Origin of the sequence: Paenibacillus puerhi, assembly GCF_009846885.1 — a bacterium.
GTDB classification, from domain to species: Bacteria; Bacillota; Bacilli; order Paenibacillales; family NBRC-103111; genus Paenibacillus_G; species Paenibacillus_G puerhi.
The window spans coordinates 255,712-280,765 of the sequence record NZ_WUWM01000001.1; the positions used below are offsets into that span (position 1 = coordinate 255,712).

Below are 25,054 nucleotides of genomic sequence, written 5' to 3' on the forward strand. Positions count from 1 at the left end.
AGCTTGAAGGGTAGGCGTGAGAAGGAATGATACCAACCAATAAACGCAAGGTGCGGGTCCAGGTGCCTGCCAGCACGGCTAATCTCGGCCCGGGCTTCGATACGCTTGGTATGGCGTTGAACTTATATGCATGGATTGAAATGAGCGAGGCTGAGGAAACGCGGTTTACTCTGTATGGGGATCAGATGCAGGGCGTCCCGACAGATAAAAGCAATTTGCTTTACGAAGTCGCCAAGCTTGTATTTGAGCGGGCAGGCCTGGCTGCGCCCGAGCTGGAAATTGCGATCTACAGCGATATTCCGCTGACTCGGGGACTCGGCAGCAGCGCGTCGGCGATCGTTGGCGCGCTGGCGGCTGCCAATGCCTTGATCGGCGGCAGGTTCACGAATGAAGAGCTGTTCCAATTCGCGACAGAGCTGGAGAAGCATCCGGACAATGTCGGCGCTTCGCTCTTTGGGGGCATTGTCGTTGCGTTCTGGGACGGCTTGCGGGCGGAATATATCCGGGTCGAGCCGCATGAGGATCTCGAGGTGCTGGTGGCGATCCCGCACTTCCAGCTTGCGACGGAGAAGGCGCGGGGCGTTCTGCCGCGGGAGCAAAGTCTGGAAAACGCCGTGTTCAATGTAGGCCATTCCTCGGTATTGGTCGCGGCCTTCTGTACCGGAAGGCTGGACATGATCAGCAGGGCGATGAAGGATGCGCTGCATCAGCCGTATCGCGCGCCGCTTGTGCCCGGGCTGTCGGCCATTCTCGAGGAGGCGACCGACAACGGCGCGCTCGGTGTTGCGCTTAGCGGCGCGGGGCCGACCATTCTCGCGCTGGTCGACCGCGGCTCGGACCGCAAGGCCGAGCTGGAGGCGTTTATGCAGGGCAAGCTCCGCAGCGAGGGCATCGAATCGACGATGCTTTGGCTGCAGCCTGACAAGGCCGGCGTCCAGGTGCAGGAAGTGCCTGCCGGTGAGGCGGAGGCCAGCCTGCTTGAAGTGGCGAGGGGAGCGAGCCGGGTATGAAGAAGGTTGCATTGCTTGGTCCGGGCACCTACACGGAGGAATCGGCCCATCATGTACTGGGCAAGGAGGCATTCGATTACGTAGGATGCAGCCTGATCGCGGATGTATTCCAATCGACGGTCACCGGAGCGACGGATTATAGCGTTATTCCGATTGAGAATACGTTCGAGGGCTCGGTTACGCTGCATGTGGATTGGCTGGTACACGAGGTCGACCTGCCTATTCAGGCCGAGTGGGTGTACCCGATCTCCATTAATCTCCTTCGTCTGCCGGAAGGGGACGATGAGTCCCTGGTAACCGACCGCGGGGCTGCGTGCTCCCGCATCCGCAAGGTGTACTCCCATAGCGTCACGCTGGCGCAATGCCAGCGTTTCCTGCGAGAGCTGCTGCCTCATGTCGAGCTGGAGCAGGTGGGCAGCAATGGCGAAGCGGCCCGACTGGTACGCGAGCTGAAGGATCCAACGGTGGCCGCCCTGGCTCCACAGGGAGCCGGTATCTTGTACAAGCTCCAGACGGTGGCGGCAGGCGTACAGGATCATCAAGACAACTTCACCAGATTCGTGCTGATCGGTCCGGAGAAGCCGGAGCTGAAGCCGTCGTCGGATACCAAGACCACGATTCTGGTTACGCTGCCGGAGGATTATCCAGGCGCGCTGCATCAGGTGCTCTCCGCCTTCGCCTGGCGCCGGATCAATCTAACGAAGATCGAATCCCGACCAACGAAGAAGAGGCTTGGCAATTATTTTTTCTACATTGACATTAAAGCGTCCATGGACTCCGTCCTGCTGCCGGCAGCGCTGCAAGAGATTGAGGCGATCGGCTGTCAGGTACGTATTCTGGGGTGTTACCCGACTTATTCCTACCAGCCGGTTCCGTCGAAGTGATAGTTGAATATGGGCGTGTGCGGGAAGAAGGTTCCTGCTAGCTATGACGGACTTGCGCTCAGGAAGGTAAGTTTCGGTCGGTCATAGGTAAGGTTTGGCATACAGGAGCAGTATTGTTCGAGGAAAAGTGGAATCTAGAGCCGTATTTCATCCTAACCCCTACTTAGGGGGGAAGGGAGGATGGCGAGCTGGGTTCCGCTTTTTTTTGTTTGTTTAAAAAGCAGAATTAGAATTAAAATGAGAGATTGAAGTTGGATGGCGGCAGAACTATACTGAGACTATATCCTAGTGCGAACCCCAAGCTCACATGAAAATCCCTGGGGATTCGCACCTCAGGCAGGACATGGGATTCGGGCGTTTTTGAAGTGATTTTGGAACGTTGTGGAGCCTAGTTAAAGTGGGTCGCACTGTTGAGGCTACAATCCCAGGCGCAATAAGGGGTTGTAAGGGGATGTTGTCGCTCCCCGTGCGGGAGCGTGGATTGAAACTACATCAGGAACACCATAGGCACCCTTACCGATGGTCGCTCCCCGTGCGGGAGCGTGGATTGAAACGCCTGACATAAACGTTTTCCCGATTGTTCGAACCCAAGCCTAACCCGCTTGGTTTTTTTACGTTTCCGGCCAAGCTGCATTCGTTTTCCCTAACTCGCGCAGGGATGCTGGTTCAAAATATCGAATACGAGGTACTATGAGAAGTTAGTACTGTTTCCTGTATCGCTATTCGCTACAATAAAGCTAGATAGACTTTCGCGATGACGGGAGGATTCGACATGCAGAGACGCGAGGTAAAGATTGTCGGAACAGGTAAGTATTTGCCGGCGACACAAGTAACGGCACAGGAGATGGATCAACGGCTGGGAGTACCTGACGGGTGGGTGCTGAAGAAGTCGGATGTGAAGGTTCGTTACTTTGCGGGTGATGAGAAGGCTTCGGATATGGGGGCCCGGGCGGCTGAACAAGCGCTGGCTGCTGCAGGACTCGAGTTTGCCGATATCGATTGTCTAGTTTGTGCGAGCGGCACGATGGAGCAGCCAATTCCCTGCACCGCGGCGCTGATTCAGCGTGCGATGGGGCAAGGCGGCTCGGGGGTGCCGGCTTTGGATATCAATACGACCTGTCTGAGCTTTGTGGCTGCTCTCGACATGGTTTCCTATATGGTAGCGGCAGGCAGGTATCGCCGAGTGCTGATCGTGTCTGCCGAAATTGCTTCGAAGGGATTGAATTGGCATCAGAAGGAAAGCACAGCGTTGTTCGGGGACGGGGCCGCCGCTGCAGTGATCGAACGCTCACAGCCCGGAGAGCCGTCCGGGATTCTTTACGCATCCATGGAAACCTATGGGGATGGGGCTTCGTTATCCGAAATTCGCGGAGGAGGAAGTGCGCTTCCGGCCAGTTTATATGAGCCTGATCAGGCTGGAGAGTTTTCATTTGATATGAACGGGTCGGGTATTTTTCGGATGGCTTCCCAACGCCTGCCTTCTTTCCTGGAGCGGCTGCTTACGGCAACGGAGCTGAAAATAAGCGACTTCAAGCTGGTCATCCCGCACCAAGGCAGCGCGATGGCGATGAGGCTGCTTGGGCGAAAGCTGGGCATTTCCGAAGAACAGATGATGTACATTACACCTGATCACGGCAATACGATTGCGGCTTCGATTCCGATGGGACTGCACGAGGCGGTGCGCCAAGGCCGTATAGAGCGCGGAGATCATGTGCTGCTGCTGGGCACTTCCGCTGGCTTGTCGCTGGGGGGACTGGCCTTTGTCTATTGAACGGGGTCGGGTACTGCTGACAGGCGGCCGGGCGCCTGCCGCACTGGAGCTGGCGAGGCAGCTGGCGTCTGCGGGCTGGAGTGTGTTTGCGGCAGAGAGTGCAGAGCGGCATTTATGCCGGGCCTCCAGGTCAGTAAGCGGCCATTTTCGTCTGCCGGAACCGATTCATGGGGCAGAGCCATATATCTCGGCGCTTGAAGAAATCGTGCGGCGTGAGGAGATCGATTGTCTGATTCCGACTTGCGAGGAGATCTTCTACGTATCGGCAGGGCTGGAGCGTCTAAGCCGTCACTGCCGGGTGATTGCGGCTCCGCTCGGACAGCTGAAGCGGCTGCATAGCAAGTGGGACTTTATCCAGCTGGCGGAGCGGCTCGGCTTCCCTGTTCCCCAAACCTTGAAGCTGGTGCCCGGCGACCAGGCAAGCTTGGAGGCGAGCCTGAAGGCGCTGCAGCAGGCCGAATTTGCAGGGGGAGTCGTGCTTAAGCCTGAATTTTCCCGGTTTTCCTCGCAGGTGCAAAGCTTTGACAATCCCCGAGAGGCGGTCCGGTTCATGCTCCATGTGAGTGGTTTAGAAAAGCGCAACTTCGAAGCCGCGGAGAGAGGGCGGGAGCGAAAAGCCGGGAATGGAAACGGAATGAGAGCTTCTTTTAGAGAAGCTCAGCAGATAGATGCAGCTGGTTCCGACGACGATACCTCTGAAGCCCAAGGAACTTCTGCGGCTTGGGTCATGCAGCGATTGGTCAGAGGCCGGCAGCTATGCACCTACGGTATTGCCCATGAAGGCGAGCTTAGGGCTCATGCTGTATATGAGTCGCGTTATACGGCGGGCAGGGGTGCGACCGTATACTTCGAGGCTATTGTTCACGATGGCTTGCGTGAATGGGTAGAGCGATTCGTGCGAGCCGAACGATTCAGCGGGCAGATTGCATTTGATTTCATCGAGGACGGACATGGCGTTCTGTATCCGCTCGAATGCAATCCCCGGGCGACGAGCGGGGTTCATTTATTCGGCCCGGGAGACGGATTGGTTCAGGCGTTGCTCGACAATCAGGAGCGGATGGACGCTTTGGCGGAGCCGAAGCGGGGAGCAAGAGCCATGCTGGCTTTACCCATGCTGGCTTACGGCTTGCCTGCCCATCTATCCTGGCAAGGTATGAAGAGGTGGCTAGGCGACTTCCGACAAGCAAGCGATGTGGTATATCGGAGCGGCGATCCCGGGCCGTTCCTTGAGCAGGCGCGGATGCTGTGGGAGCTGAAGCGAAGGGCGGCGGCGAGCGGCATGACGATCATGGAAGCCTCTACGGCCGATATCGAATGGAATGGGGGGACAATGTGATGAAGGCTCTCGTCACCGGAGGGACGGGCTTTCTGGGAGGGCATCTCGCCTTAAGGCTTCGTGATCTTGGCTGGGAGGTAACTGCTACTGGCCGAAGCGAAGAGGCGGGGCGTCGTCTGGAGCAGGCGGAGATTCGCTTCGTCCGGGCGGATCTGGACGATGGACCGCGGATGATGCAGCTATGCGCCGGCCAAGATGCTGTCTTTCATTGCGGGGCTCTGTCGGCGGCGTGGGGCAAGTATGCGGATTTTTACGCCAGCAATGTGAAGGGAACCTCTCACGTAGCGGAGGGCTGCCTAAGGCATGAGGTTGGCCGAATGATCCATGTGTCGACGCCGAGCGTTTATTTTGGCGGTTCGCACCGCCTGAACGTGAAGGAGTGTGAGCCGCTTCCTGTCCGGCAGGCCAGTGCTTACGCCCGCACCAAACGGATGGCCGAGACGATCATCGAACAGGCGGCAGGCCGAGGGCTGCGGTCCGTCGTTCTGCGTCCGAGAGCCATATTCGGTCCGGGAGACCGGACCATCCTGCCGAAGCTGATCCAGGCAGGCGAAGGCCGAGGCGTGCCGATGATCGACGCAGGCCGGGGGCTGGTCGATCTGACCTATGTGGATAATGCGGTGGACGCGATGCTCCAAGCGTATTGGGCGCCTCAACAGGCGGTAGGCCGTGTCTTTAATATTACAAATGGGGAGCCGATGCCGCTGGCTGAGGCGGCTGCCTTGCTGTTCGCCAAGCTCGGTATGCCGCTGCGCACGGTCAAGCTTTCGTATCCGGCGGCTTATACGCTGGCGTCGCTGCTTGAGCTCACGGCTTACTTGCGGCCGGGAGCGGGAGAGCCGCAGCTTACCCGGGCGACGGCAGGGATGCTTGGCCGCAGCCAGACGCTGGATATCGGGGAAGCGAGGCGGGTATTGGGATATGAGCCTAGAGTGAGCATAGCGGAGGGGCTGGAACGATTTGCGGATTGGTGGAGGGAGCAGCGAGATGGACATGCCATGGTTTGACAAGTGGGAAAAGGGACCGCACGAACCGGGAACCCGAGTGAAGCTTCGTCTGTTCACGGCAGGCTGCTGCAAGCATCCCGAATGGGTGACGCTGCGTGGAGGGGCGCTTGCGCCGGTGAGCATCCCCGCGATGTTCGCTTGCATAGAGCATCCGAGCCGCGGCTATATGCTGTTCGATACCGGCTATGCGAGCCGTTTCCTGGAAGCGACGGACCGTTTGCCCGCAAGGCTGTACCGGATGCTGACTCCCGTCCGGTTCCGGGAGGAGGAGGGGGCCGCGGAGCAATTGAGGCGTTCAGGCATCGATCCTGCGGAAATTGGGCTGATTATGATCTCGCATTTTCATGCCGATCATATTGCAGGCTTGCGGGATTTTCCTCATGCGCGTTTTATCTACGAGTCCAGCGGGTATGAGGCGGTCAAACAGCTTACCGGAATGGCGGCGCTGCGGCGTGCGTTTCTTCCGGAGCTGCTGCCGGATGACTTCGAAGCGCGCTCGGATAGGCTGTCGGCAGACCGGCGGATTATGCCTCCTGCAGAGAGCGGCTTTCCTTTTCCCTATGTAACCGATGTACTGGGCGACGGGAGTATACTGGCTGTAGATCTCCCCGGGCATGCGGACGGACAGATCGGATTATTTCTCTCAACGGAACGGCACACTTATTTTCTATGCGCAGATGCCGTCTGGTCGAGCCGTGCTTACCGCGAGTCGCGTCCTCCGCATCCTCTTGCAGGAGTCATCATGCCGAGCCGCGTACACTATGCCCAGAGCTTCGAACGCGTCGTCTCGCTTCACAGCCGATTTCCCCATATTCGGATCGTGCCGTCTCATTGTCCCGAGGCAAGCGCCCGCTGGACGGGAGGAGGAGAGGAATTATGATCACAGTCGACCAGATGAAGATTATGGCACACTATGCTCGTTGTCGCTATGGGAGACGCTGGACGGACCGCGCCGCCTTCGAGCGGTGGCAGCAAGCAAAAGTCCTCTCGCATATCGAGCGGATCCGGGAAGCTTCTCCGTTCTATAGGGAGCTATGGGCGGGGCTTTCGACTGCTGACTGGCAGGCATTCCCTATGATCGACAAGCAGGCGATGATGGAAGCATTCGATCGTCTGAATACGGCGGGTATCCGCAAAGACGAGGCATTTCAGCTGGCCCTGACAGCGGAGCGGACTCGTGATTTCACGCCTGCTATCGGCGATATAACCGTCGGCTTGTCCTCGGGTACTTCGGGGAGCCGGGGGTTATTTCTGGTTAGCCGGAGCGAGCGGCTTGCCTGGGCCGGACATGTATTGGCGAGGATGCTGCCCGGCTCCTTGCTCGGCACACACCGGATCGCCTTCTTCCTTCGTGCCGACAGTAACCTGTATGGGACGGTTCAAGGCGGGCGGTTAGATTTCCAATTCTATGATCTGCTAGACCCGCTGGGTCGGCATTTGACCCGGCTGGATGTCCAACGGCCGACCCTGCTCGTCGCTCCGCCCTCCATGCTTCGTCTGCTGGCAGAAGCTGTGGAAGCGGGGAGGCTTCAGATCAGACCGAAGCGGGTGATTGCGGTGGCGGAGGTGCTGGAAGAGCTCGACCGCCAGATGATCGAATCTGCATTTGGCTCAGGGCTTCATCAGGTATACCAATGCACGGAGGGCTTTCTGGGAGCCACCTGCAGGTACGGAACGCTTCATCTGAATGAGGATATCGTTTGTGTGCAAAAGGAATATCTGGATGAGGGGACGGGGCGCTTCGTGCCTATCGTTACGGATTTTTCGCGCTTTGCCCAGCCGATAGTCCGCTACAGGCTGAATGATGTGCTGACTGAGCGGAGCAGGCCCTGTCCTTGCGGCTCTGTATATCTGCCTATCGAGCGGATCGAGGGCCGCTGCGACGATGTGTTTCACCTGCCGGCATGCGAAGGCGGAGGGACGGTCGCCGTGTTTCCGGATTCGATCAGCCGGGCTATTATTGCGGCCTCAGAGGAGGTCAAGGCTTACCATGTCGTATTGCTGGAGGAGGGCGCTATGGAGGTGGCTCTGGAAGTGGGAGTGGAGGCATCGCTGGCAGACGTGCAGGAAAGCGTCGCGCAGTCGCTCGGCGGGCTATGCGCCCGTGTCGGCTGTCGGCTGCCGGAGCTTCGGTTCAGGCCGTATGAGTTTGCGCCCGGCGCCCGAAAGCTGCGGCGTGTGGAGAGGAGGAGCGGTCCATGACAGGAAGCCTGAGCGGAACTGCGGCGCTGTACGACGGAAGAAAAGAGCGGATTCCTTGGCCGGACGATGAGCAGGGCCGGTATGCGCAGCGGTATTTGCAGCCGATATTGGAGCAGCCCGTCTCCTCTTATATAACGAATATCGATACCTCGCTGCGGGTGCTGGGCCTATGCGGTCATACGGTGCCGGTCACGGTGAACAGTACCGAGTATGACAGCTCGTATGTCTGTTCTCCTTATACCCATTATGTGACCTATGCGAAGGAAGAGCTTCGTTTGGCAGGCTTTCGCGGGCTCCGGCCGCCGCTCTCGGCACTGCTCGATACGATGGGCGTTATGCTGAAAATGTCGGGAATTAACCGGGTAGTCCAAGTAAATAATTGGCTGCTCTCAACCAATCTGTACCCGGCAATCCCGGAGGCTGCTTGGGAGCAGGCCGTAAGCCTGCTGCTGGATGCATATCCGAGCCATGCGCTTATCTTCCGTTCCTTGAACCGGACGTTGAATGGACCGCTTATCGAACGGCTTGTCAGTCACGGATTTCGATTGGTGCCCAGCCGGCAAATTTACCTGCTGAAGCCGTCGGACGACGCTTCGGTAAGCGCCAAAGCCCGCTGGTTGGTGAAGAGGGACTACAAGCTGCTGAGCAAGCACGGCTACGAGCGGCTGGAGCCCTCGGCTCTCACTCCTGCTGATATTCCTAGGCTGACCGAGTTGTACCGTGCTCTGTATGTGGAGAAATACTCGGCCTGCAATCCGCAGTTTACGGAACGATTCTTCGCGATGGCGCTGGAGCAGGGACTTCTTCAGCTCCATGCCCTCCGCAGCATCCGGACAGGACGGATCGACGGGGTGCTCGGCTTTTTCCAAAGGGAGGGAGTCATGACGACGCCGGTATTCGGCTACGATACCTCACTGCCCCAGTCGCTGGGCCTATATCGGATGCTCTCCGCGGTGCTGCTGGAGCTTGCAAGGGCGAACGGCTGTCTGCTGCATGAGAGCTCCGGCGCCGCCCAATTTAAGCGTAACCGCGGCGCGTGGGCCGAGATCGAATATTCGGCGGTTTACGACCGGCATTTGCCGATAAGGCGTCAACTAGGATGGGCTATGCTGGGTAGTGTTCTGAATGGATTAGGGGTTCCCTTCATTCAAAAATACAAGCTTTAGCCGACGGAAAAACAGGCGTGCAGACGGCGGCCGGAGTGCTTAGAAGGAATTTTTTCACGATACTATGGTCAAATGCCCAGGTTGTTGCATAAACTGTAATGTCATTTTGTTCCGGCAGGACAGAGCGCAAAACTGAAGGAGGTTTACACATTTGAAAATCCATATCGTGAAGAAAGGCGATACGCTTTACGAGCTCTCCCAGAAGTATGAGGTGGAGCTCGATAAGCTGATTGCTTTCAACCCTCAAATTGCGAACCCGGATGTACTCGACATCGGAATGAAAATCAAGATTCCGAGTGAATCGAAGCCGGCCGTACCACCGAACGACTATCTGTATAAGCATATGGTGGTGCAAGGGGACACACTGTGGAAGCTGGGCAAAGCCTGGAGCGTGCCGCTGGCCGATATGGTGGCTGCCAACCCGCAGTTGAAAAACCCGAATGTGCTGATGACCGGCGATGTCGTGTACATTCCAAAGCAAAAGTCCGTCCATGCCGGTCATGGCGAGTCAGAGAACCAGGCGAACGCATCCAATCTTGCTGGAGCAGGACATAAAGCCAACACCTCGGTTCAAATGGTGGCAGAATCCGTGGAAGAGAATGCTGCCAATGAGCTTCCTCCTAAGATTGACACGTCAGCCATGCCTATGACCCCGCTGCCTGTCGAGGCAACGCCGGTGTCGGAGCTGCCGCCCGCACCGGTTGTACCTGCGCCAGTTCCTATGAAGGAGGAGCCGGTTAAAGCTCACGAGCCGGTTGTCCTGCCGAATGTAAAGTCGAATGTACCGCCCCCTGTGTTGCCGGAAATGACTAAAGCTCCGAATCTGAATATACCGTATGGCCAAACGGAAGCAGGGAATCTGCCGCCAGCCAAGGATTTGTTCGCACAGTTTCAGGTGCCTGCCACCAAAGCAGGGGATGTTCCTTTTTCCCCAGAACCCGAGCTTCCGGTTTTTCCGAATATGCCGATCGAAAATATGGAAGTGAATGCTGCCATGCACGGACAACATGCGCCTTATCCGTTTTTCCCCGGTTTGGGGGCGAATGCCCAAGTTGCGGGAGGTTGTGGCTGCGGCCAACCGAATCTTCCTTATGCGCTGTCGCCTTCGGCCGAATACCCGAATGCAGCGCCTAATGCGTACCCGTCAAGCGCTATAAGTCCCGCGATGGGGTGGCCGAACGCCTATCAACCGAATGTGGAGTATCCGTCGAATTTTCCGAACGTGTACCAGCCGAGCGCCGTAAGTCCAGCGTTCGAGCAACCTAATGCGTACCAGCCAAGCGCTATAAGTCCAGCGTTTGAGCATCCGAATGCATACCAGCCGAGCGCCGTAAGCCCAGCGTTCGAGCATCCGAATGCGTACAATCCGAGCGCTATAAGTCCAGCGTTCGAGCATCCGAATGCGTACAATCCGAGCGCTATAAGTCCAGCGTTCGAGCATCCGAATGCGTACAATCCGAGCGCTATAAGTCCAGCGTTCGAGCATCCGAATGCGTACCATCCAAGTGCGGTAAGCCCAGCGTTTGAGCATCCGAATGCATACCAGCCAAGCGCCGTAAGCCCAGTGTCTGAATTTCCTAATGCGTACAATCCGAGCGCGGTAAGCCCAGCGTTCGAGCATCCGAATGCGTACAATCCGAGCGCGGTAAGCCCAGCGTTCGAGCATCCGAATGCATACCAGCCAAGCGCTGTAAGTCCAGCGTTCGAGCATCCGAATGCGTACTATCCAAGCGCTGTAAGTCCAGCGTTCGAGCATCCGAATGCGTACTATCCAAGCGCTGTAAGTCCAGCGTTCGAACATCCGAATGCGTACTATCCAAGCGCTGTAAGTCCAGCGTTCGAGCATCCGAATGCGTACTATCCAAGCGCTGTAAGTCCAGCGTTCGAGCATCCGAATGCGTACTATCCAAACGCGGTAAGTCCAGCGTTCGAGCATCCGAATGCGTACTATCCAAGCGCTGTAAGTCCAGCGTTCGAGCATCCGAATGCCTACTATCCAAGTGCTGTAAGTCCAGCGTTCGAGCATCCGAATGCGTACTATCCAAGCGCGGTAAGTCCAGCGTTCGAGCATCCGAATGCGTACTATCCAAGCGCGGTAAGCCCAGCGTTCGAGCATCCGAATGCCTACTATCCAAGCGCGGTAAGTCCAGCGTTTGAGCATCCGAATGCGTACTATCCAAGCGCCGTAAGCCCAGCGTTCGAGCAACCTAATGCGTTCAATCCAAGCGTCGTAAGCCCGGTGTCTGAGTCTCCGAACGCGTTCCAGCCAACCGCAGTGAGCCCCATGATGGAAGGGTTGAATGTTAATCAGCCTTACGAGGCCCCTCGAGCGGAGGAAAAGCGAAGTGCTGCGCCAGCGGCGAGTCAAGGAAATGCATCGTATGGTGCCGCCGCCTTACTCCCGCAATTAACTGCCCCTTTCCCCAACGGGCAGCTCGCAACCATCAATGCGTATCCGGGTGTGGGTACGCTGCCCTTCACTTCGACGGGAACGACGGAGATTCCGGCAAACCCCATTGCTCCATTGGTGGATGAGTTCGCCCCAAAGCAAAAGGAAAGTAAAGCGAAAGGAAGCGTTAAGGAAAGCTCGAAGACGGCTGCTCCCAAAAGCAAAGCCCGGAACCGTGAACGTTCCGCGTATGACGCCATCAGCAGCTTGCTTAAGCAGAACCGGCGTAAAGGGAGCGGGGGAGCAGTCCGGGCAAAAAAAAATAACCCATGGCTGAGCAGTTAATAAGCGCCGAAGCCGGATTGATGAAACCGGCGGAGTCCGGGGTGAATAGCTTTCAACTGAATGTGTGGCATAACGCTCAACATGACCCGAACGTAGAAGAAAACAGGCCGGCCGCTCCAAGCATAAAGCTTGAAGCGGCCGGCCTGTTCGGCGTTCCCGTCCCGGCAGCTCCGGGTTCTCGGCCTACATTAGAATTTGATGCCGAGCACATGATTATAAGGGACGAAGCCGATGGTGCGGCTATCCTTGCTGTGATTGCGGTTGTCGCCCATTACGAATACGTGTTCTTCAGGAACGGTCCAGATTTGCGGGGCGGAAGCCTGCATCTGTTCGTTCAGGTAAGGCTCGTCCAGCGGTTGCCCGTTGCGATACATCCGTTGATCCTTCAGCTCCAGCACGTCACCGGGCTTGCCGATAACCCGCTTCACATACATATTAGGGTCATCCACCCCGCTAATCAAACGAAGCAGCGGATGCTCCAGCAAGTCGTCCTTCAACGTGCGGGGGCGCTCGACCCTGCTGTCAATGATGACGATATCTCCATAATCCGGCGCATAACGGAACGTATGCGACAGCTTGGAGACGTATATGCGCTGTTGATCGTGGAGGGTAGGGTCCATGGAATGCCCGAGTACCTTAGTCGGCTGGAAAATAAACATACCGATCAGAATGGTCAAAATAAAGGCTGCGGCGATGGAGCGGGTCCAAGCCCATACTTCTTTCAAAAGCGACTGCATTGGTTCGTCAACATCCTTCCCTGCTGCATTGAAACCATATAACCAAGTATACACAGATTCCGTATAAACGTCGATCCCCATGGGAAAAATAGTAAAAACATAGGTGCAGACAAAGAGGGGATGCTTATGAAACTTTACACATGGTGGAATCATGTAAGAAAGCAATGGAAGCGAAGGCTTCGCATAAAGCGGAGGCTGCTGTATTTCGCTATCGTCACGCTGGTTCTAGGTTCCTTCTCGGCATGGATTTGGCTGAGCCGTTCTGCCCAGACGGCCGATGAAGCCAGAGAGTGGCTTGAGCGCCGCAGCCAGGCGGTATTCGGACATGCCGAGCGAGCGATCAAGCAGCCCGAGGAAGAGGTGCGCAGGATGCTAACGGGGCTGGAGGGCGAACGTGAGGCCTTTTCTCGCAAAACGTATGTATGCGGTGAGGAGCTTGAGAGGCTTGGTTATATGAATGCCGAAGCTATCCTAGCCCATTACAGGCAGCATCCGGCGCTGATCGTCAGCTTGGGCGAGTCGGGCGACGTTTATTTCACCGAGTCCATTGAAGACCTGTCACCGGCCTGCAAGGAGCATGCCTACTTCGGCCTGGATGCGAAAGGGAATCTGTCCATGTTCGAAGGCGTTCCGGGGTCTGGCTCGGAAAATGTGCTGCGTACGTTTTTCCAATTGAACATTGGCCATTTGGAAAGCAGCCTGCCGAGGGAAACGGTGCGCCAGTTGTACCAAGGCATCCGCATCCGCGACCTGGATGATTACAACAGCGTGCTTTCCACGCTTAGCGACTTTGCCGTCGAGGAGACGGAGAAGGCCATGCGGCAGACGCCGCAGGCGCCCCAGCCCTAAATCCGGCCGTTCCATGCGGCTCCGGCAGCCCGCCCCGAGATTATCGAACGTATTCGTTCTATAATCCCGGGGCGGGCCTGCTTGCGTTGACCGGATACTTTCGCGTGTTCATCGCTTCCGTTATCTGCTATAATGAAAGTGAATACATATGTTCGCTTCCTGCTGGCAGCGCTGGAGAGTCAGCGAAGGGACGAATAGGGGAGTTGCGGCAGCTTTGCGTATTTTAGGCATTGACCCCGGGATCGCGATCGTCGGTTTCGGATTTATCGATAAGCAGGGACATAAGCTGGTTCCGGTTCAGTACGGCTCTATACAGACGGAGGCGCATACGGACGACGGTCTGCGGCTGAAGCAGGTTTTCGACGCGCTCACACAGCTGATCGACAAGTATAAGCCCGACGCGGTGGCTATCGAGAAGCTGTTCTTCAACCGCAATGTGACGACGGCTATGACAGTCAGTCAGGCGAGAGGCGTACTCATGCTGGCGGCCGTACAGAAAGGACTTCCGATAGCGGAATATACGCCGCTTCAGGTTAAGCAGGCCATTGTCGGCTACGGCAAGGCGGAGAAAAGACAGGTGCAGGAGATGGTCAAGATGTTCCTGCACCTCACTGCCGTGCCGAAGCCCGACGATGTGGCTGACGCGCTTGCGGTGGCTATCTGCCATGCGCATTCGTCAGCGCTCCAATCCAAATTGAACGGAGTAACGAGACGATGATCGATTTTTTGCGAGGTAGAGTTGCCCATCGGGAGACCGATTATGTTGTGCTGGACGTACAGGGAGTCGGCTACCGGGTTTTTACGCCGAATCCGTATGCGATCGGGGCTAAGGACGGTAAGGACGCCGAGGTGACCATGTATATTCATTATCAGGTGCGCGAGGACGCTCATCTGCTGTTCGGGTTTCAGACCCGCGAGGAGCAGTCGCTGTTCCGGCTGCTGCTCGATGTGAACGGGATCGGTCCCAAGGTGGCTGTCGGCGTGATGGCCGGCGGCAGACCCGAGACGATCGCGTCGGCGATCAGACAGGAGAATCTGACTTTCCTCACTAAGCTCCCGGGGATCGGGAAAAAGACGGCCCAGCGGATGGTCCTTGATCTGAAGGACAAGCTCGGAGCCTACGCTTCCAGTGACGATGCCGCCGGCTTTATGGCAGAAGGCATTCCTTTGCATATACCGTCGGATGACACGGCCTGGGCAGAGGCGAAGGCGGCGCTGCTGGCGCTCGGTTATACCGAAGCCGAGGCCGACAGAGCCGGCGCAGCCATCAGGCCGAAGCTGACGGGACTAGAGACGACCGACGTGGTGACCAAGCTTGCCCTGCAGGCTTTGTTCCAGCAGTCCTTGACGCGCTGATCCGAGCTCGTAAACGCGGGCATCCGGGTCGGCATCTTTAAAGGAATGGAGAGTGTACAGCATGGAAGACCGGATCATTTCTGCGAATCTGATGATGGAAGACGAGACGGCAGAGTTCAGTCTGCGTCCGCGGTATTTGGCAGAGTACATCGGACAGGCGCAGGCGAAGGAAAACCTGAAAATATATATTGAAGCGGCCAAGATGCGGAAGGAAGCGCTGGATCACGTGCTGCTTTACGGTCCTCCGGGACTTGGGAAAACGACGCTTTCCAACATCATCGCGAATGAACTTGGCGTCAATCTGCGCACGACGAGCGGTCCCGCGATTGAGCGGCCCGGCGACCTGGCGGCGATCCTGACCAATCTGCAGGAAGGCGACGTGCTGTTCATTGATGAGATCCATCGCCTTCACCGTACGGTCGAAGAGGTGCTGTATCCGGCGATGGAGGATTACGCCCTGGATATTATGATCGGCAAAGGGCCGAGCGCGCGCTCGGTGAGGCTGGATCTGCCGCCGTTCACGCTAGTCGGAGCGACGACGAGGGTCGGACTTCTGTCCGCCCCGCTGAGGGACCGGTTCGGGGTCGTCAGCCGGCTGGAATATTATACCGTCGACGAGCTCTCGTATATCGTAAGCCGTACAGCCGACCTGCTGCAGGCGCAGATTGTCGGCGATGCCTCCTATGAGATCGGCATGCGTTCCCGCGGAACGCCGCGCATCGCGAACCGGCTGCTCAAGCGGGTCAGGGATTTCGCTCAGGTCAAGGGCGACGGTATTATTACGCGCGAGATCACGCATATGGCACTGACTAACCTGCAGGTCGATCCGCTCGGGCTTGACGAGATCGACCATAAGATGCTCCGGGCGATCATCCTGAGCTTCCAGGGAGGACCCGTCGGTCTGGATACGATCGCAGCCTCCATCGGAGAGGAGAGCCAGACCATCGAGGATGTATACGAGCCCTACTTGCTGCAGATCGGGTTTCTGCAGCGCACCCCGAGGGGCAGGATGGTAACCGAAAGCGCCTGCCGGCACTTGGGCTTGCCGATGCCGAAGCGTTCTTGACAGCAGAGGGACGGCTGCATGGTTCTGATGGGTAAGGAAGGAGATATGGAAATGAATGCAAGAACGACAAAGCCCGGCGGTCAACAGGCCGGGGTCTTGAGTAAGCGGTCCAATGGGCTCGCGACCTCGGCTCAAGCCTTAGAACCTGCTGCTGCAGCGGCTAGACATAAAGGAAAATGGAGCACGGCGGTCAGTCATACGTTGCTGGCTTCGCTGGGAGCAGGTGTGCTGATGATGGCACATCCTCCTCTATCGGTATACGCAGCGGCGGTCGATGCACCCGTCACGAACTCCCCGGCTGCCCCTGTGCCGGGCACGACAACGCCTCCTGCTGCCGGCAGCGAAGCGGCTTTAAGCGCCGACACGGTTCGCGTCGCTTTATTTATCGAGACGGCGCGCTTCACAAGCCGGGCCTCCGCCGTCACACTGTCAGCGGAGACCGGGATGACGCTTTCCCTGCGCGATCCGTTAGGAGTCAAACCGCTTCATGCGGCCAAGGGCAAGGAGGCTGTGCGAGCCTATACGGACGGATTCTATGTTCAGCTGCTTGCCACGCCCGACATGGCCCTCGCGACTTCCAAGGCGCAGGCGCTGAAGACAGCGGGGAAGGAAACGGGAATTCTGCAGCGGACCAAGCAAGGAAAGCCCCAGTATGTGCTGTATCAGGGACCTTACGCCACCAAGGCCGCGGCAGATGAGGCAGCCCAGGGAAGCCAGGGATCGTCGGTCGTCGGTCCTCAGCGCCTGAGCGCAGGTCTGTATGGGACGGAAGCGGAAGCTTCGGTCCAGGTTGCCGCTCTTGCCCAGGCGGGCTTCGAAGCGGACTTAGCTGTCACTTCTTCCGGCGGGTTTGCGGCATTGGTAGGGGCTGAGGCTGACGCGGCCGGCCTGGAGTCGCTCAAGGCGAAGGTGTCGGCGGCTCTCCCGGCCGTTAAGCTTGCTGCCGTCGATCCGGCGCAGGGATACATATTGAAGCGGCAAGAGCTTTCGGTGGCCGCCCAAGGAGGCGCCGAGGCTGTTGCGGCGTTTGTCACAGGGAATGGAGCCAAGCTGTGGGCCACGCCGGTTAACCAGACAGACGGCGTGAAGGTGGCGGAACGCTCCGGCCGTTCCTACCGCGGAGGCATCGAAGTAACCGCCTATGGAGGGAAGCTTGCCGTCATCAACGAAGTGCCGATGGATGCGTACTTATACGGCGTGCTTGGCTCCGAGCTCGGTGCCTCGTGGCCGGTAGAAGCTTTGAAGGCGCAGGCGGTTGCCGCCCGCACTTATGTCAAGAAGCAGGGCAATAAATACGACATCGCCCATGTCAGCGACACGACGCTCGATCAGTTCTACAAGGGAATCGAGGCTGAGTTTCCCGCGGCGCGGCAGGCCGTGGATGCGACCAGCGGCGAGGTGCTTACCTATAAAGGAACGCTGATCGATCCGCTTTATTTCTCCAATGCCGGAGGAATTACCGCCGATTCGCTCGAAGTCTGGGGCAATCCGGTGCCGTATCTGGTAAGTGTCCCATCTCCGGATGACGGGGCGCAGGCCGGGAAAAAGCTCTGGTACCGGATCGTACTGCCGGATGGTCTCATCGGATACATGCATTCGGATTACGCCAAGGACACGGGCCAGAAAAATACAGCGGGATTTCCCATCTACGAATCCCATACGGAGGCCGTCAATATTCGCTCGGCTCCCTATGTCGATAATACGAATAACCCCGCCATCGCCAAGGCCGATGTCGGGACACGCTTTGCCGTCATCGGCGAAGAGGTGGAGTCCAATGCCTACTCCTGGATAAGAGGGCCGTACGACGCCGTCAAACTGAAGGAGTTGCTAGGAGCTTCGCTCCCGGCTTCCGCGGCGGGCGGGATTCATACGTTGGAGATTTCAAAACGCGGACCTTCGGGGCGGGCGCTTGAAATTTCTGTCAATGGAGAACCCGTCAAGTCTTCCTACCCGGATGCGCTGCGTTCGTTGCTGGGCGGACTGCCGAGTACCCGGTTTGATATTGAAGAATGGGGACGCTATACTATACAAGGAGCCGGCGCGTCGCGCAGCGAGAGCTCGGGACAGCCGCTGTACGTTATTGGCGGATCAGGCTCCGCCCAAGCCTACAAGGCTGAGCAGTTTTTCGTGATGAGCGGGGATGGAAGCGTGAAGACGGTATCATCCAAGCCTCAGTTTGTTTTTAACGGAAGCGGATTCGGTCACGGACTCGGCATGAGCCAGTGGGGAGCCAAGGGATTGGCCGAGCTTGGCCATGATTACGTCCGGATCCTGAACACCTACTATACCGGCGTGGCGCTAACCAAGTCCGCGCCCTAAGCGATCGCTCCCCCGAAGAGACCGTTCACAAGCCTGCATCGTCAGGCTTCCTGAACGGCATACGAAGGGGCAAACTATACAAGCCAAGGGAATGAGAACCGTTCATGCAAGTTGATTTGTTTGATTACGAGCTTCCTGAGTCGTTAATCGCGCAGACGCCGCTGACGAGCCGTACGGCTTCGCGGCTGATGACGCTGGACAAGCGGACCGGAGAGATCGGACACCACAGGTTCGAACAGTTGGAAAATTATTTGCAAGCCGGGGATGTACTCGTGCTCAATGACACGAGGGTAATTCCAGCCCGGCTTTTTGGCGTGAAGCCGGATACGGGAGCAAGGGTGGAGGTGCTGCTTCTTAAGCAGCTGGAGGGCGACGCCTGGGAAGCTCTCGTGCGCCCGGGCAAACGGCTGAAAGCCGGGGCTTGCATACATTTTGGCGGAGGAGCGGAATCTGGTTCCGATGTCCGGCCGGCAGGAGGAGAGCCGCTGTTGACGGCTACCGTCGAGTCGGAAGGCGAGATGGGCACACGGGTGCTCCGCTTCAAGTATGACGGGATTTTCAATGAAATATTGGACCGTCTGGGGCATATGCCGCTCCCCCCGTATATTAAGGAACAGCTTCCGGAGAGGGAGCGTTATCAGACCGTATACGCGAAGCATCAGGGCTCGGCGGCGGCGCCGACCGCTGGACTTCATTTCACGGAGGAATACCTGCATAGGCTGGAACAAAAAGGTATACAATTAGCGTATGTGACGCTGCATGTGGGGCTCGGTACCTTCCGTCCTGTTGCGGCTGATACGATCGAAGAGCATGATATGCATCAGGAATACTATGAGGTCACCCGGGAAACGGCTGACTTGATTAATGACGCTAAAGCAAAAGGCGGCCGCGTCGTGGCGGTAGGGACGACGAGCGCTCGTACGCTGGAGACGGCAGCAAGCGAAGAAGGCACTCTGGTGGCCGGGAGCGGCTGGACGGGTATCTTTATTTACCCTGGCTACCAGTACCGGATGGTCGATGCGCTGCTTACGAACTTTCATTTGCCCAAGTCCACGCTGCTTATGCTGATCAGCGCGCTGGCCGGTCGGGAGCAGGTATTGGCGGCCTATAAGGAAGCCGTAGAACGTGAATACCGGTTTTTCAGCTTCGGCGATGCGATGTTTATCTATTAAAGGAAGTGACCGAATTGGCGATAACGTATGAACCTATTAAAACATGCAAGCAGTCCGGCGCCCGCCTTGGGCGCGTGCATACGCCGCATGGCATCATCGAGACTCCTGCCTTTATGCCCGTAGGCACGCAAGCGAGCGTGAAGACGATGAGTCCCGAAGAGCTTAAGCAGATGGATGCGCATATTATTCTGAGCAACACCTATCATTTGTTTTTGAGGCCGGGCCATGACATCGTCAAGAGAGCGGGAGGCCTGCATAAGTTTATGAACTGGGACCGCCCGATCCTGACGGATAGCGGAGGCTTCCAGGTATTTTCCTTAAGCGAGATGAGGAAGATCACCGAGGAAGGGGTGCAGTTCCGCTCTCACTTGAACGGAGACAAGCTGTTCATCTCTCCGGAAAAATCGATCGAAATTCAGAATGCGCTCGGCGCCGATATTATTATGGCCTTCGACGAATGTCCGCCATATCCGGCAGAGCACAGCTACGCCAAGCAGTCGCTGGAGAGAACGACCCGCTGGGCCGCGCGATGTCTGGAGGCCCATAGCCGGAAGCATGATCAAGGACTGTTCGGGATCGTGCAGGGAGGGATGTATGAGGATTTGCGCAAGCAGAGCGCGGCCGAGTTGACTTCCATGGATTTCCCGGGGTATGCTATTGGAGGATTGAGCGTCGGCGAGCCGAAGCCGTTGATGCTGGAAGTGCTGGATTATACCGTTCCTCTGCTGCCGGCGGACAAGCCCCGTTATCTGATGGGGGTCGGTTCTCCGGATGCGCTTGTAGAGGGAGCGATTCGCGGTGTAGATATGTTCGACTGCGTACTGCCGACCCGGATCGCGCGCAATGGCACGGTGATGACAAGCGAAGGGCGTCTCGTGGTGCGCAATGCGAAGTATGCGGAGGATTTCGGTCCACTCGATCCGGCGTGCAGCTGCTACACTTGCCGTCATTATTCACGCGCTTACATCCGGCATCTGATCAAAGCCGATGAAACGTTCGGCATCCGACTGACAACCTATCACAATCTGCACTTTCTTCTGGAGCTGATGCGCGGTGTGCGTCAAGCGATTCGTGAAGACCGCTTGCTCGATTTCCGCGATGAATTTTTCGCTCGTTATGGGATCGACGAGAACAGCAAAGGGTTTTAGTTACCATTATATAGAACTGCTACGACAGTAAAAAGGGAGGAATTGTTTATGTTTCTTGCAACAGCCGAACAGGCTTCGGGCGGTATCGAGAGCCTGTTGATGACTTACGGCCCGCTCGTTCTTATGTTCGTTGTTTTGTATTTCCTGTTGATTCGTCCGCAGCAGAAGCGTCAGAAGACGCGGAATATGATGCTGGGCAACCTGAAAAAAGGCGACAAGGTGGTCACGATCGGCGGTCTTCACGGCACGATCCTCGAACTGACTGACGACACGGTCATCCTGCGCGTCAATGACGTGACCAAGCTTACGTTCGAACGCTCTGCGATCAATGCCGTCCAAACGGCTTCCGAATAAGGAAATGTCTCCGGCGTTCCCGCCGGTGATATTGAAGAAGACCTGTACCGCGCTTTAGCGCCGATACAGGTCTTTCTTTCGTTGCTAGAAGACGATTACCTCTTCACATTGACGCCGATCATGCCGCCGAAAGCGCCCGCGGCGAGGGTCAGTCCCGCAATCATCCACAGCTCGCGGGTAAAGCTGCTGTCGTAGGCGAGAAAGCCGATCAGCCAAACGATGAAGGTGTAGGCAACACCAAGCAGCCCGCCGTGGTACCAGCCTCTGGACTCGCAGCGTTTGCCGGTAACGAATCCGCCGACGAGCAGGGCGAGCCCATGGATGAGCAAGGTGACGGAAAGCCAGGAATTTTCGGACAAACCGGTGCCCAGCATGAGAAGCGAAGCAAGCAGCGTACCGATAAGAGCGACCGCGGCGGAGTACGTCAGGCCGGACAAAAGCGGCGAACGATCCATAAGTCTGGAAACCTCCTTTATTGATCATGTTTCATTGTATGGGCCTAGCGATGCAATTAGTACAAGTTCCGCTTACCAACATTTCACCCGAATGCCGAATCACGGCCGAGGCCAAAATACCGAATGAACCGACAGGCGGAGGGAGTGTCTCATGGTGCTGTGGACTTTGTTCATGCGAACCATTCTGATTTATCTCATCGTGTTTCTGACGATGCGGATCATGGGCAAGCGCGAGATCGGCAAGCTTTCTATTTTCGATCTGGTTATTTCCATCATGATTGCGGAAATTGCCGTATTCGTGCTTGAGGATATGGATAAGCCTCTGATCGAAGGGCTGCTGCCGATGCTCACCCTGGTGGCCGTCCAAATGATGATTGCGTATGTATCGCTGAAGAGTGAGAGGATACGCCGCTGGATTGAAGGACGGGCGGCTCCCCTGGTGGAAAATGGAAAGCTCAACCGAGCGGAAATGAGCAAGCAAAGGTATAATCTGGACGATCTGCTGCTGCAGCTGCGTGAAAACAAGGTGATGAATCCGGCGGATGTGGAGTTTGCCATCCTGGAGACGTCGGGAAAGCTCACGGTTAAGGAGAAGAGCAAGACTGCCGACCGTGATGAGGAATCCGATGCCAAGCCCTCCTTCCGTTATGAGGGCCTTCCGCTTCCGCTGATCATGGATGGTAAGGTGCAGGAAGAGAGCCTGGTCAAGCTGGGGCAAACCCGGTTCTGGTTGAAAAAGGAGCTTCGATCACGGGGAATCCAGGATGTTAAGGATGTATTTTTCTGTTCGGTCGACCATCGCGGTAAATGGTTTATCGATAAGAACCGGTAAGCTATTTCACTATTTTTTTCCCCAGCCACATGATTCGAAAAAAATCTTGACGGTCGATCAGCTTCGTAAACAGTGCCAAGATCAGGTAGCCGGCAAAACCTGCCGCACAGGCGGCAAGAAAACGGCTGAGGCCTTCCTCGAACCAAGAAGCCTGCATGAGAAGGGCGCTGGCCCAGCCTGCTCCGCCCATGCATATTCCGGCTTTGACGAAGTCGATCACGGACATTTTGAACTGGAGCAGTCTGGCCACGCTGTAGCCGTGAAGGACAGTAACGAGCATGATATTGACGGTGATGGCAACGATAGCCCCCAATATTCCGAACTCGGGTCGACTGGCCAGCCCATAGATCAGCGACAGCTTGATGGCCGACCCTATGAGTGTATTGATCAGGGCCGCTCCCGGCTTATCCAAGGCTTGGAGCGCAGCCTGCAGCGGAGCCTGCAGATAGATGAACAAGGCGGCAGGAGCCATCAGGCGCAGCATGGCTCCTACCTCGGGCTGGGCATACATATAGGTACAGATGGGCTCGGCTAGCACATACATGAGAACGGCGAACGGCGCCCCGGTGACAAGCGCCAGTCTCAGCGATTGCTGAAGTCTCATATGGATGGTCTTCATGTCTCCATTGGCCGCGGCCTCCGACAAAGAGGGGACGAGGGATACGGCCAGCGAATACGTCAGGGCGCTTGGCAGCATGAGGACGGGGATGACCATGCCCTGCAGCGCTCCGTACTGAGCCGTCGCCATTGCGGTCGCCACCCCTGCGGCAGCTAGACTTTGTACGATGAGGATGGATTCCAGGAAGTACGAGCTGGAGCCTACCAGCTTGCTTCCGGTGACGGGAAGGGCGAGCTGCAGTAGCTGCTTCAGGCTGGAGCGACGCTCGGAGCCATTGCTCAAGCCCGCCTTCATGGCGATTCCGCGGCGGCTCCCTGGCTGTCTTACTTCCTGCTTGTACAGCAGAAGCAGCACAAGCATCGCCGCAATCTCGCCGGCTAGCACCCCGATCATGGCGCCAGCCGCCGCGTAGGCGATCCCATGGGGCAGCATCATATACGCGAAAGCGAGCACGGTAACGATACGTACAAGGGTTTCCGTCACTTGGGATACAGCGGTCGGAATCATATTCTGTCTGCCCTGAAAGTAGCCTCTGTATACGGCTGAGACGGCGACGAGCGGAACGATGGGGGTCATGCACAGGAACGTATAGTACACGCGCGAATCCGTGAATAGATGCTCTGTGATCCATCGCGCGCCGAACAGGATGATTCCCGTGAAGACGATGCCTAGCGACCCGGCCAGCCACAGGGCGGTACGGAAGATGCTTTTAACGCGCGCTTCGCTGCCCTCCGCTTCTGCCGCCGCTACCAGCTTGGCTACCGCTACGGGAATGCCGCCGGTCACGATGGTCAGGATGACGACCAGAAACGGCCAGCCCATCTGATAGAGGCCTATTCCTTCCGCTCCGATGACCCGGGGGAGCGCCATGCGGGGAATAAAGCCAAGGATGCGGTTGATGATACCGGCGGCGAGAAGAATCATCGTTCCTTTGATGAAGGATTGTTTGGTCAATGGGATAACCTCTTTTCTCACGGCAGGAGTATAGTAATGGATATGCGGGACCTGTCCGCATGCATGCACACATTTTTATACAAGCCCTGCCTGGACGAAAAAGCAGGAAAACGGGCGCAGGCAGCGAATACATACAAGCACAAGGACAGAACGGCTGCGCATCGGGAGGGATCGGACATGGAGGATGACAGCAAGCAGTTGGAGAGGCCTCGGGAGATTTGGGCCGGACGATCGGAGCATGCGGAGGATACGGATCCGGGAAGCGAGTCCGAGCAAGGCATCGGAAGCGAGTCCGAGCAAGGCATCGGAAGCGAGTCCGAGCAAGGCATCGGAAGCGAGTCTGCGCAAGACGCCGGAAGCGAGACGGACCACGAAGCAGGCGGCCAACCGACCAAAGGCGAGGAAGCCCAGGGGGCAGGCGCCTTGGAAGCCGCCTTGGAAGAAAACGAAGCGTTAAGGGAAGCAACGGATAGGCGACCCGCAGACGAATCGGTACCGAGCTTCGGGGCGGTGGAGGACAACCCGGACCTTCCTTACATGGAGCGGTTTTACGCTACGGACTCTGACGGCAAAGCCGGCAGCTCTTTAATGGGAAGCTGGGGAAGCAGCGAGGAGGAAACGCCGACCGGCCATTCGGAGGAGAGCGCGGGTTCCGGCTCGGAAGAGGCGGCGGCACTGGAAGCCGCTGCAAAGGAAGCGGCCGTATTTGCTCTCGAGACGGGCAGTCACCCGGATGAGTCAATCCCGGTACTCCCGGTTCCATCTGCATCTGTCACAGAGAATGAACAGGAGGCTGCTCTAGAGTACGCCGATGACGAAGCGGAGTCTGTGATGGATGGAGAGTCGCTTAGTCTGATGATTGAGGAGATCTGCATAAGCAAAGCTCAGGAATTCCGGATGCTGGGCTACGAGTATGTGACCGGATCGGAGATATGGGAATGCGTAAGCGACAAGTACCGGAAGCAAGGGATGCCGGCGCTTCATCGGATAGTGAACGATATTTTGTCGCTCAAGGTAACCAGCTTTATGAACTGGATGACGATGAGCGCATACAAGGACTCCCGCATCACGTAAGCGGGTGTC

Annotated in this window: 22 protein-coding genes; 19 read left to right on the top strand and 3 right to left on the bottom strand. The window is 57.2% G+C overall.

Annotated elements, in window-relative coordinates; all coding sequences use genetic code 11:
• Positions 1-26 precede the first annotated feature (26 nt).
• The 9 genes from thrB (at position 27) to GSF01_RS01160 (ending at position 12,110) form a co-directional block, all read left to right on the top strand.
• Positions 27-1,010 (top strand): homoserine kinase, encoded by a 984-nt coding sequence (gene thrB / locus GSF01_RS01120; RefSeq protein ID WP_159881171.1) that lies wholly within the window; start codon positions 27-29, stop codon positions 1,008-1,010.
• Positions 1,007-1,894 (top strand): prephenate dehydratase, encoded by an 888-nt coding sequence (gene pheA, locus GSF01_RS01125; RefSeq protein ID WP_159881172.1) that lies wholly within the window; start codon positions 1,007-1,009, stop codon positions 1,892-1,894. The genes thrB and pheA overlap by 4 nt, the downstream gene beginning before the upstream one ends.
• A gap of 772 nt (positions 1,895-2,666) precedes the next feature.
• Positions 2,667-3,665 carry a beta-ketoacyl-ACP synthase III gene (locus GSF01_RS01130; protein ID WP_159881173.1) on the top strand — a complete coding sequence of 333 codons (999 nt, stop codon included), beginning with the start codon at positions 2,667-2,669 and terminating at the stop codon, positions 3,663-3,665.
• Positions 3,655-5,001: an ATP-grasp domain-containing protein gene (locus GSF01_RS01135; RefSeq protein ID WP_159881174.1), complete on the top strand. Its 1,347-nt coding sequence runs from the start codon at positions 3,655-3,657 to the stop codon at positions 4,999-5,001. The genes GSF01_RS01130 and GSF01_RS01135 overlap by 11 nt, the downstream gene beginning before the upstream one ends.
• Positions 4,911-6,008, top strand: a complete 1,098-nt coding sequence (locus GSF01_RS01140; protein ID WP_328803620.1) for an NAD-dependent epimerase/dehydratase family protein — start codon at positions 4,911-4,913, stop codon at positions 6,006-6,008. The genes GSF01_RS01135 and GSF01_RS01140 overlap by 91 nt, the downstream gene beginning before the upstream one ends.
• Positions 5,989-6,888, top strand: a complete 900-nt coding sequence (locus tag GSF01_RS01145) for an MBL fold metallo-hydrolase (protein ID WP_235941202.1) — start codon at positions 5,989-5,991, stop codon at positions 6,886-6,888. The genes GSF01_RS01140 and GSF01_RS01145 overlap by 20 nt, the downstream gene beginning before the upstream one ends.
• A complete protein-coding gene (locus GSF01_RS01150; RefSeq protein WP_159881175.1) occupies positions 6,885-8,210 on the top strand; it encodes a F390 synthetase-related protein in 1,326 nt (441 codons plus the stop codon). Before GSF01_RS01145 ends, GSF01_RS01150 begins: the two co-directional genes overlap by 4 nt.
• Positions 8,207-9,376 (top strand): GNAT family protein, encoded by a 1,170-nt coding sequence (locus GSF01_RS01155; protein ID WP_159881176.1) that lies wholly within the window; start codon positions 8,207-8,209, stop codon positions 9,374-9,376. Before GSF01_RS01150 ends, GSF01_RS01155 begins: the two co-directional genes overlap by 4 nt.
• 151 nt (positions 9,377-9,527) lie before the next feature.
• Entirely contained in the window at positions 9,528-12,110 is a 2,583-nt protein-coding gene (locus tag GSF01_RS01160) for a LysM peptidoglycan-binding domain-containing protein (protein ID WP_159881177.1), read from the top strand.
• A 188-nt stretch (positions 12,111-12,298) separates the two neighbouring features.
• Here the strand turns inward: GSF01_RS01160 and lepB are convergent, their stop codons facing one another.
• Entirely contained in the window at positions 12,299-12,847 is a 549-nt protein-coding gene (gene lepB / locus GSF01_RS01165; RefSeq protein ID WP_159881178.1) for a signal peptidase I, read from the bottom strand.
• Positions 12,848-12,973: 126 nt separating this feature from the next.
• Here lepB and GSF01_RS01170 point away from each other — a divergent pair, with 126 nt between their 5' ends.
• From GSF01_RS01170 to yajC, 8 genes are all read left to right on the top strand, one after another.
• Entirely contained in the window at positions 12,974-13,696 is a 723-nt protein-coding gene (locus GSF01_RS01170) for a BofC C-terminal domain-containing protein (protein WP_159881179.1), read from the top strand.
• A 214-nt stretch (positions 13,697-13,910) separates the two neighbouring features.
• Positions 13,911-14,414, top strand: coding sequence for a crossover junction endodeoxyribonuclease RuvC (ruvC, locus tag GSF01_RS01175; RefSeq protein WP_159881180.1), 504 nt, complete (start codon positions 13,911-13,913; stop codon positions 14,412-14,414).
• Positions 14,411-15,052, top strand: coding sequence for a Holliday junction branch migration protein RuvA (gene ruvA, locus GSF01_RS01180; RefSeq protein ID WP_159881181.1), 642 nt, complete (start codon positions 14,411-14,413; stop codon positions 15,050-15,052). Before ruvC ends, ruvA begins: the two co-directional genes overlap by 4 nt.
• Before the next feature lie 61 nt (positions 15,053-15,113).
• Entirely contained in the window at positions 15,114-16,118 is a 1,005-nt protein-coding gene (ruvB, locus tag GSF01_RS01185; protein ID WP_159881182.1) for a Holliday junction branch migration DNA helicase RuvB, read from the top strand.
• 51 nt (positions 16,119-16,169) lie between these two features.
• Positions 16,170-18,437 carry a SpoIID/LytB domain-containing protein gene (locus GSF01_RS01190; protein WP_235941203.1) on the top strand — a complete coding sequence of 756 codons (2,268 nt, stop codon included), beginning with the start codon at positions 16,170-16,172 and terminating at the stop codon, positions 18,435-18,437.
• Between the two features lie 104 nt (positions 18,438-18,541).
• The gene (queA, locus tag GSF01_RS01195) at positions 18,542-19,609 is read left to right on the top strand and encodes a tRNA preQ1(34) S-adenosylmethionine ribosyltransferase-isomerase QueA (protein WP_159881183.1); all 1,068 of its coding nucleotides are present in this window, start codon (positions 18,542-18,544) and stop codon (positions 19,607-19,609) included.
• A gap of 14 nt (positions 19,610-19,623) precedes the next feature.
• The gene (gene tgt / locus GSF01_RS01200) at positions 19,624-20,757 is read left to right on the top strand and encodes a tRNA guanosine(34) transglycosylase Tgt (protein WP_159881184.1); all 1,134 of its coding nucleotides are present in this window, start codon (positions 19,624-19,626) and stop codon (positions 20,755-20,757) included.
• Positions 20,758-20,805: 48 nt separating this feature from the next.
• Entirely contained in the window at positions 20,806-21,111 is a 306-nt protein-coding gene (yajC, locus tag GSF01_RS01205) for a preprotein translocase subunit YajC (protein ID WP_159881185.1), read from the top strand.
• Positions 21,112-21,206: 95 nt separating this feature from the next.
• Here yajC and GSF01_RS01210 read toward each other — a convergent pair whose 3' ends face one another.
• The gene (locus GSF01_RS01210; protein ID WP_159881186.1) at positions 21,207-21,566 is read right to left on the bottom strand and encodes a TIGR04086 family membrane protein; all 360 of its coding nucleotides are present in this window, start codon (positions 21,564-21,566) and stop codon (positions 21,207-21,209) included.
• A 151-nt stretch (positions 21,567-21,717) separates the two neighbouring features.
• Here GSF01_RS01210 and GSF01_RS01215 point away from each other — a divergent pair, with 151 nt between their 5' ends.
• Positions 21,718-22,398: a DUF421 domain-containing protein gene (locus GSF01_RS01215; RefSeq protein WP_159881187.1), complete on the top strand. Its 681-nt coding sequence runs from the start codon at positions 21,718-21,720 to the stop codon at positions 22,396-22,398.
• A gap of 1 nt (position 22,399) precedes the next feature.
• Here GSF01_RS01215 and spoVB read toward each other — a convergent pair whose 3' ends face one another.
• Complete coding sequence (spoVB, locus tag GSF01_RS01220; RefSeq protein WP_159881188.1) at positions 22,400-23,971, bottom strand: stage V sporulation protein B; 1,572 nt, start codon at positions 23,969-23,971, stop codon at positions 22,400-22,402.
• Positions 23,972-24,007: 36 nt separating this feature from the next.
• On the opposite strand from spoVB, the gene GSF01_RS30165 reads away from it, so the two are divergent.
• Complete coding sequence (locus tag GSF01_RS30165; protein ID WP_328803621.1) at positions 24,008-25,045, top strand: post-transcriptional regulator; 1,038 nt, start codon at positions 24,008-24,010, stop codon at positions 25,043-25,045.
• The last annotated feature ends 9 nt before the right edge of the window (positions 25,046-25,054 follow it).

Bases quoted from the DNA above. Each gene is read 5' to 3' on its own strand.
- GSF01_RS01145 (WP_235941202.1), top strand. From the start codon at position 5,989: ATGGACATGCCATGGTTTGACAAGTGGGAAAAGGGACCGCACGAACCG.
- GSF01_RS01190 (WP_235941203.1), top strand. From the start codon at position 16,170: ATGAATGCAAGAACGACAAAGCCCGGCGGTCAACAGGCCGGGGTCTTG.
- GSF01_RS01215 (WP_159881187.1), top strand. From the start codon at position 21,718: ATGGTGCTGTGGACTTTGTTCATGCGAACCATTCTGATTTATCTCATC.
- lepB (WP_159881178.1), bottom strand. From the start codon at position 12,847: ATGCAGTCGCTTTTGAAAGAAGTATGGGCTTGGACCCGCTCCATCGCC.
- pheA (WP_159881172.1), top strand. From the start codon at position 1,007: ATGAAGAAGGTTGCATTGCTTGGTCCGGGCACCTACACGGAGGAATCG.
- GSF01_RS01150 (WP_159881175.1), top strand. From the start codon at position 6,885: ATGATCACAGTCGACCAGATGAAGATTATGGCACACTATGCTCGTTGT.
- thrB (WP_159881171.1), top strand. From the start codon at position 27: ATGATACCAACCAATAAACGCAAGGTGCGGGTCCAGGTGCCTGCCAGC.
- yajC (WP_159881185.1), top strand. From the start codon at position 20,806: ATGTTTCTTGCAACAGCCGAACAGGCTTCGGGCGGTATCGAGAGCCTG.
- GSF01_RS30165 (WP_328803621.1), top strand. From the start codon at position 24,008: ATGGATATGCGGGACCTGTCCGCATGCATGCACACATTTTTATACAAG.
- GSF01_RS01170 (WP_159881179.1), top strand. From the start codon at position 12,974: ATGAAACTTTACACATGGTGGAATCATGTAAGAAAGCAATGGAAGCGA.
- queA (WP_159881183.1), top strand. From the start codon at position 18,542: ATGCAAGTTGATTTGTTTGATTACGAGCTTCCTGAGTCGTTAATCGCG.
- GSF01_RS01210 (WP_159881186.1), bottom strand. From the start codon at position 21,566: ATGGATCGTTCGCCGCTTTTGTCCGGCCTGACGTACTCCGCCGCGGTC.
- ruvA (WP_159881181.1), top strand. From the start codon at position 14,411: ATGATCGATTTTTTGCGAGGTAGAGTTGCCCATCGGGAGACCGATTAT.
- ruvB (WP_159881182.1), top strand. From the start codon at position 15,114: ATGGAAGACCGGATCATTTCTGCGAATCTGATGATGGAAGACGAGACG.
- GSF01_RS01155 (WP_159881176.1), top strand. From the start codon at position 8,207: ATGACAGGAAGCCTGAGCGGAACTGCGGCGCTGTACGACGGAAGAAAA.
- GSF01_RS01130 (WP_159881173.1), top strand. From the start codon at position 2,667: ATGCAGAGACGCGAGGTAAAGATTGTCGGAACAGGTAAGTATTTGCCG.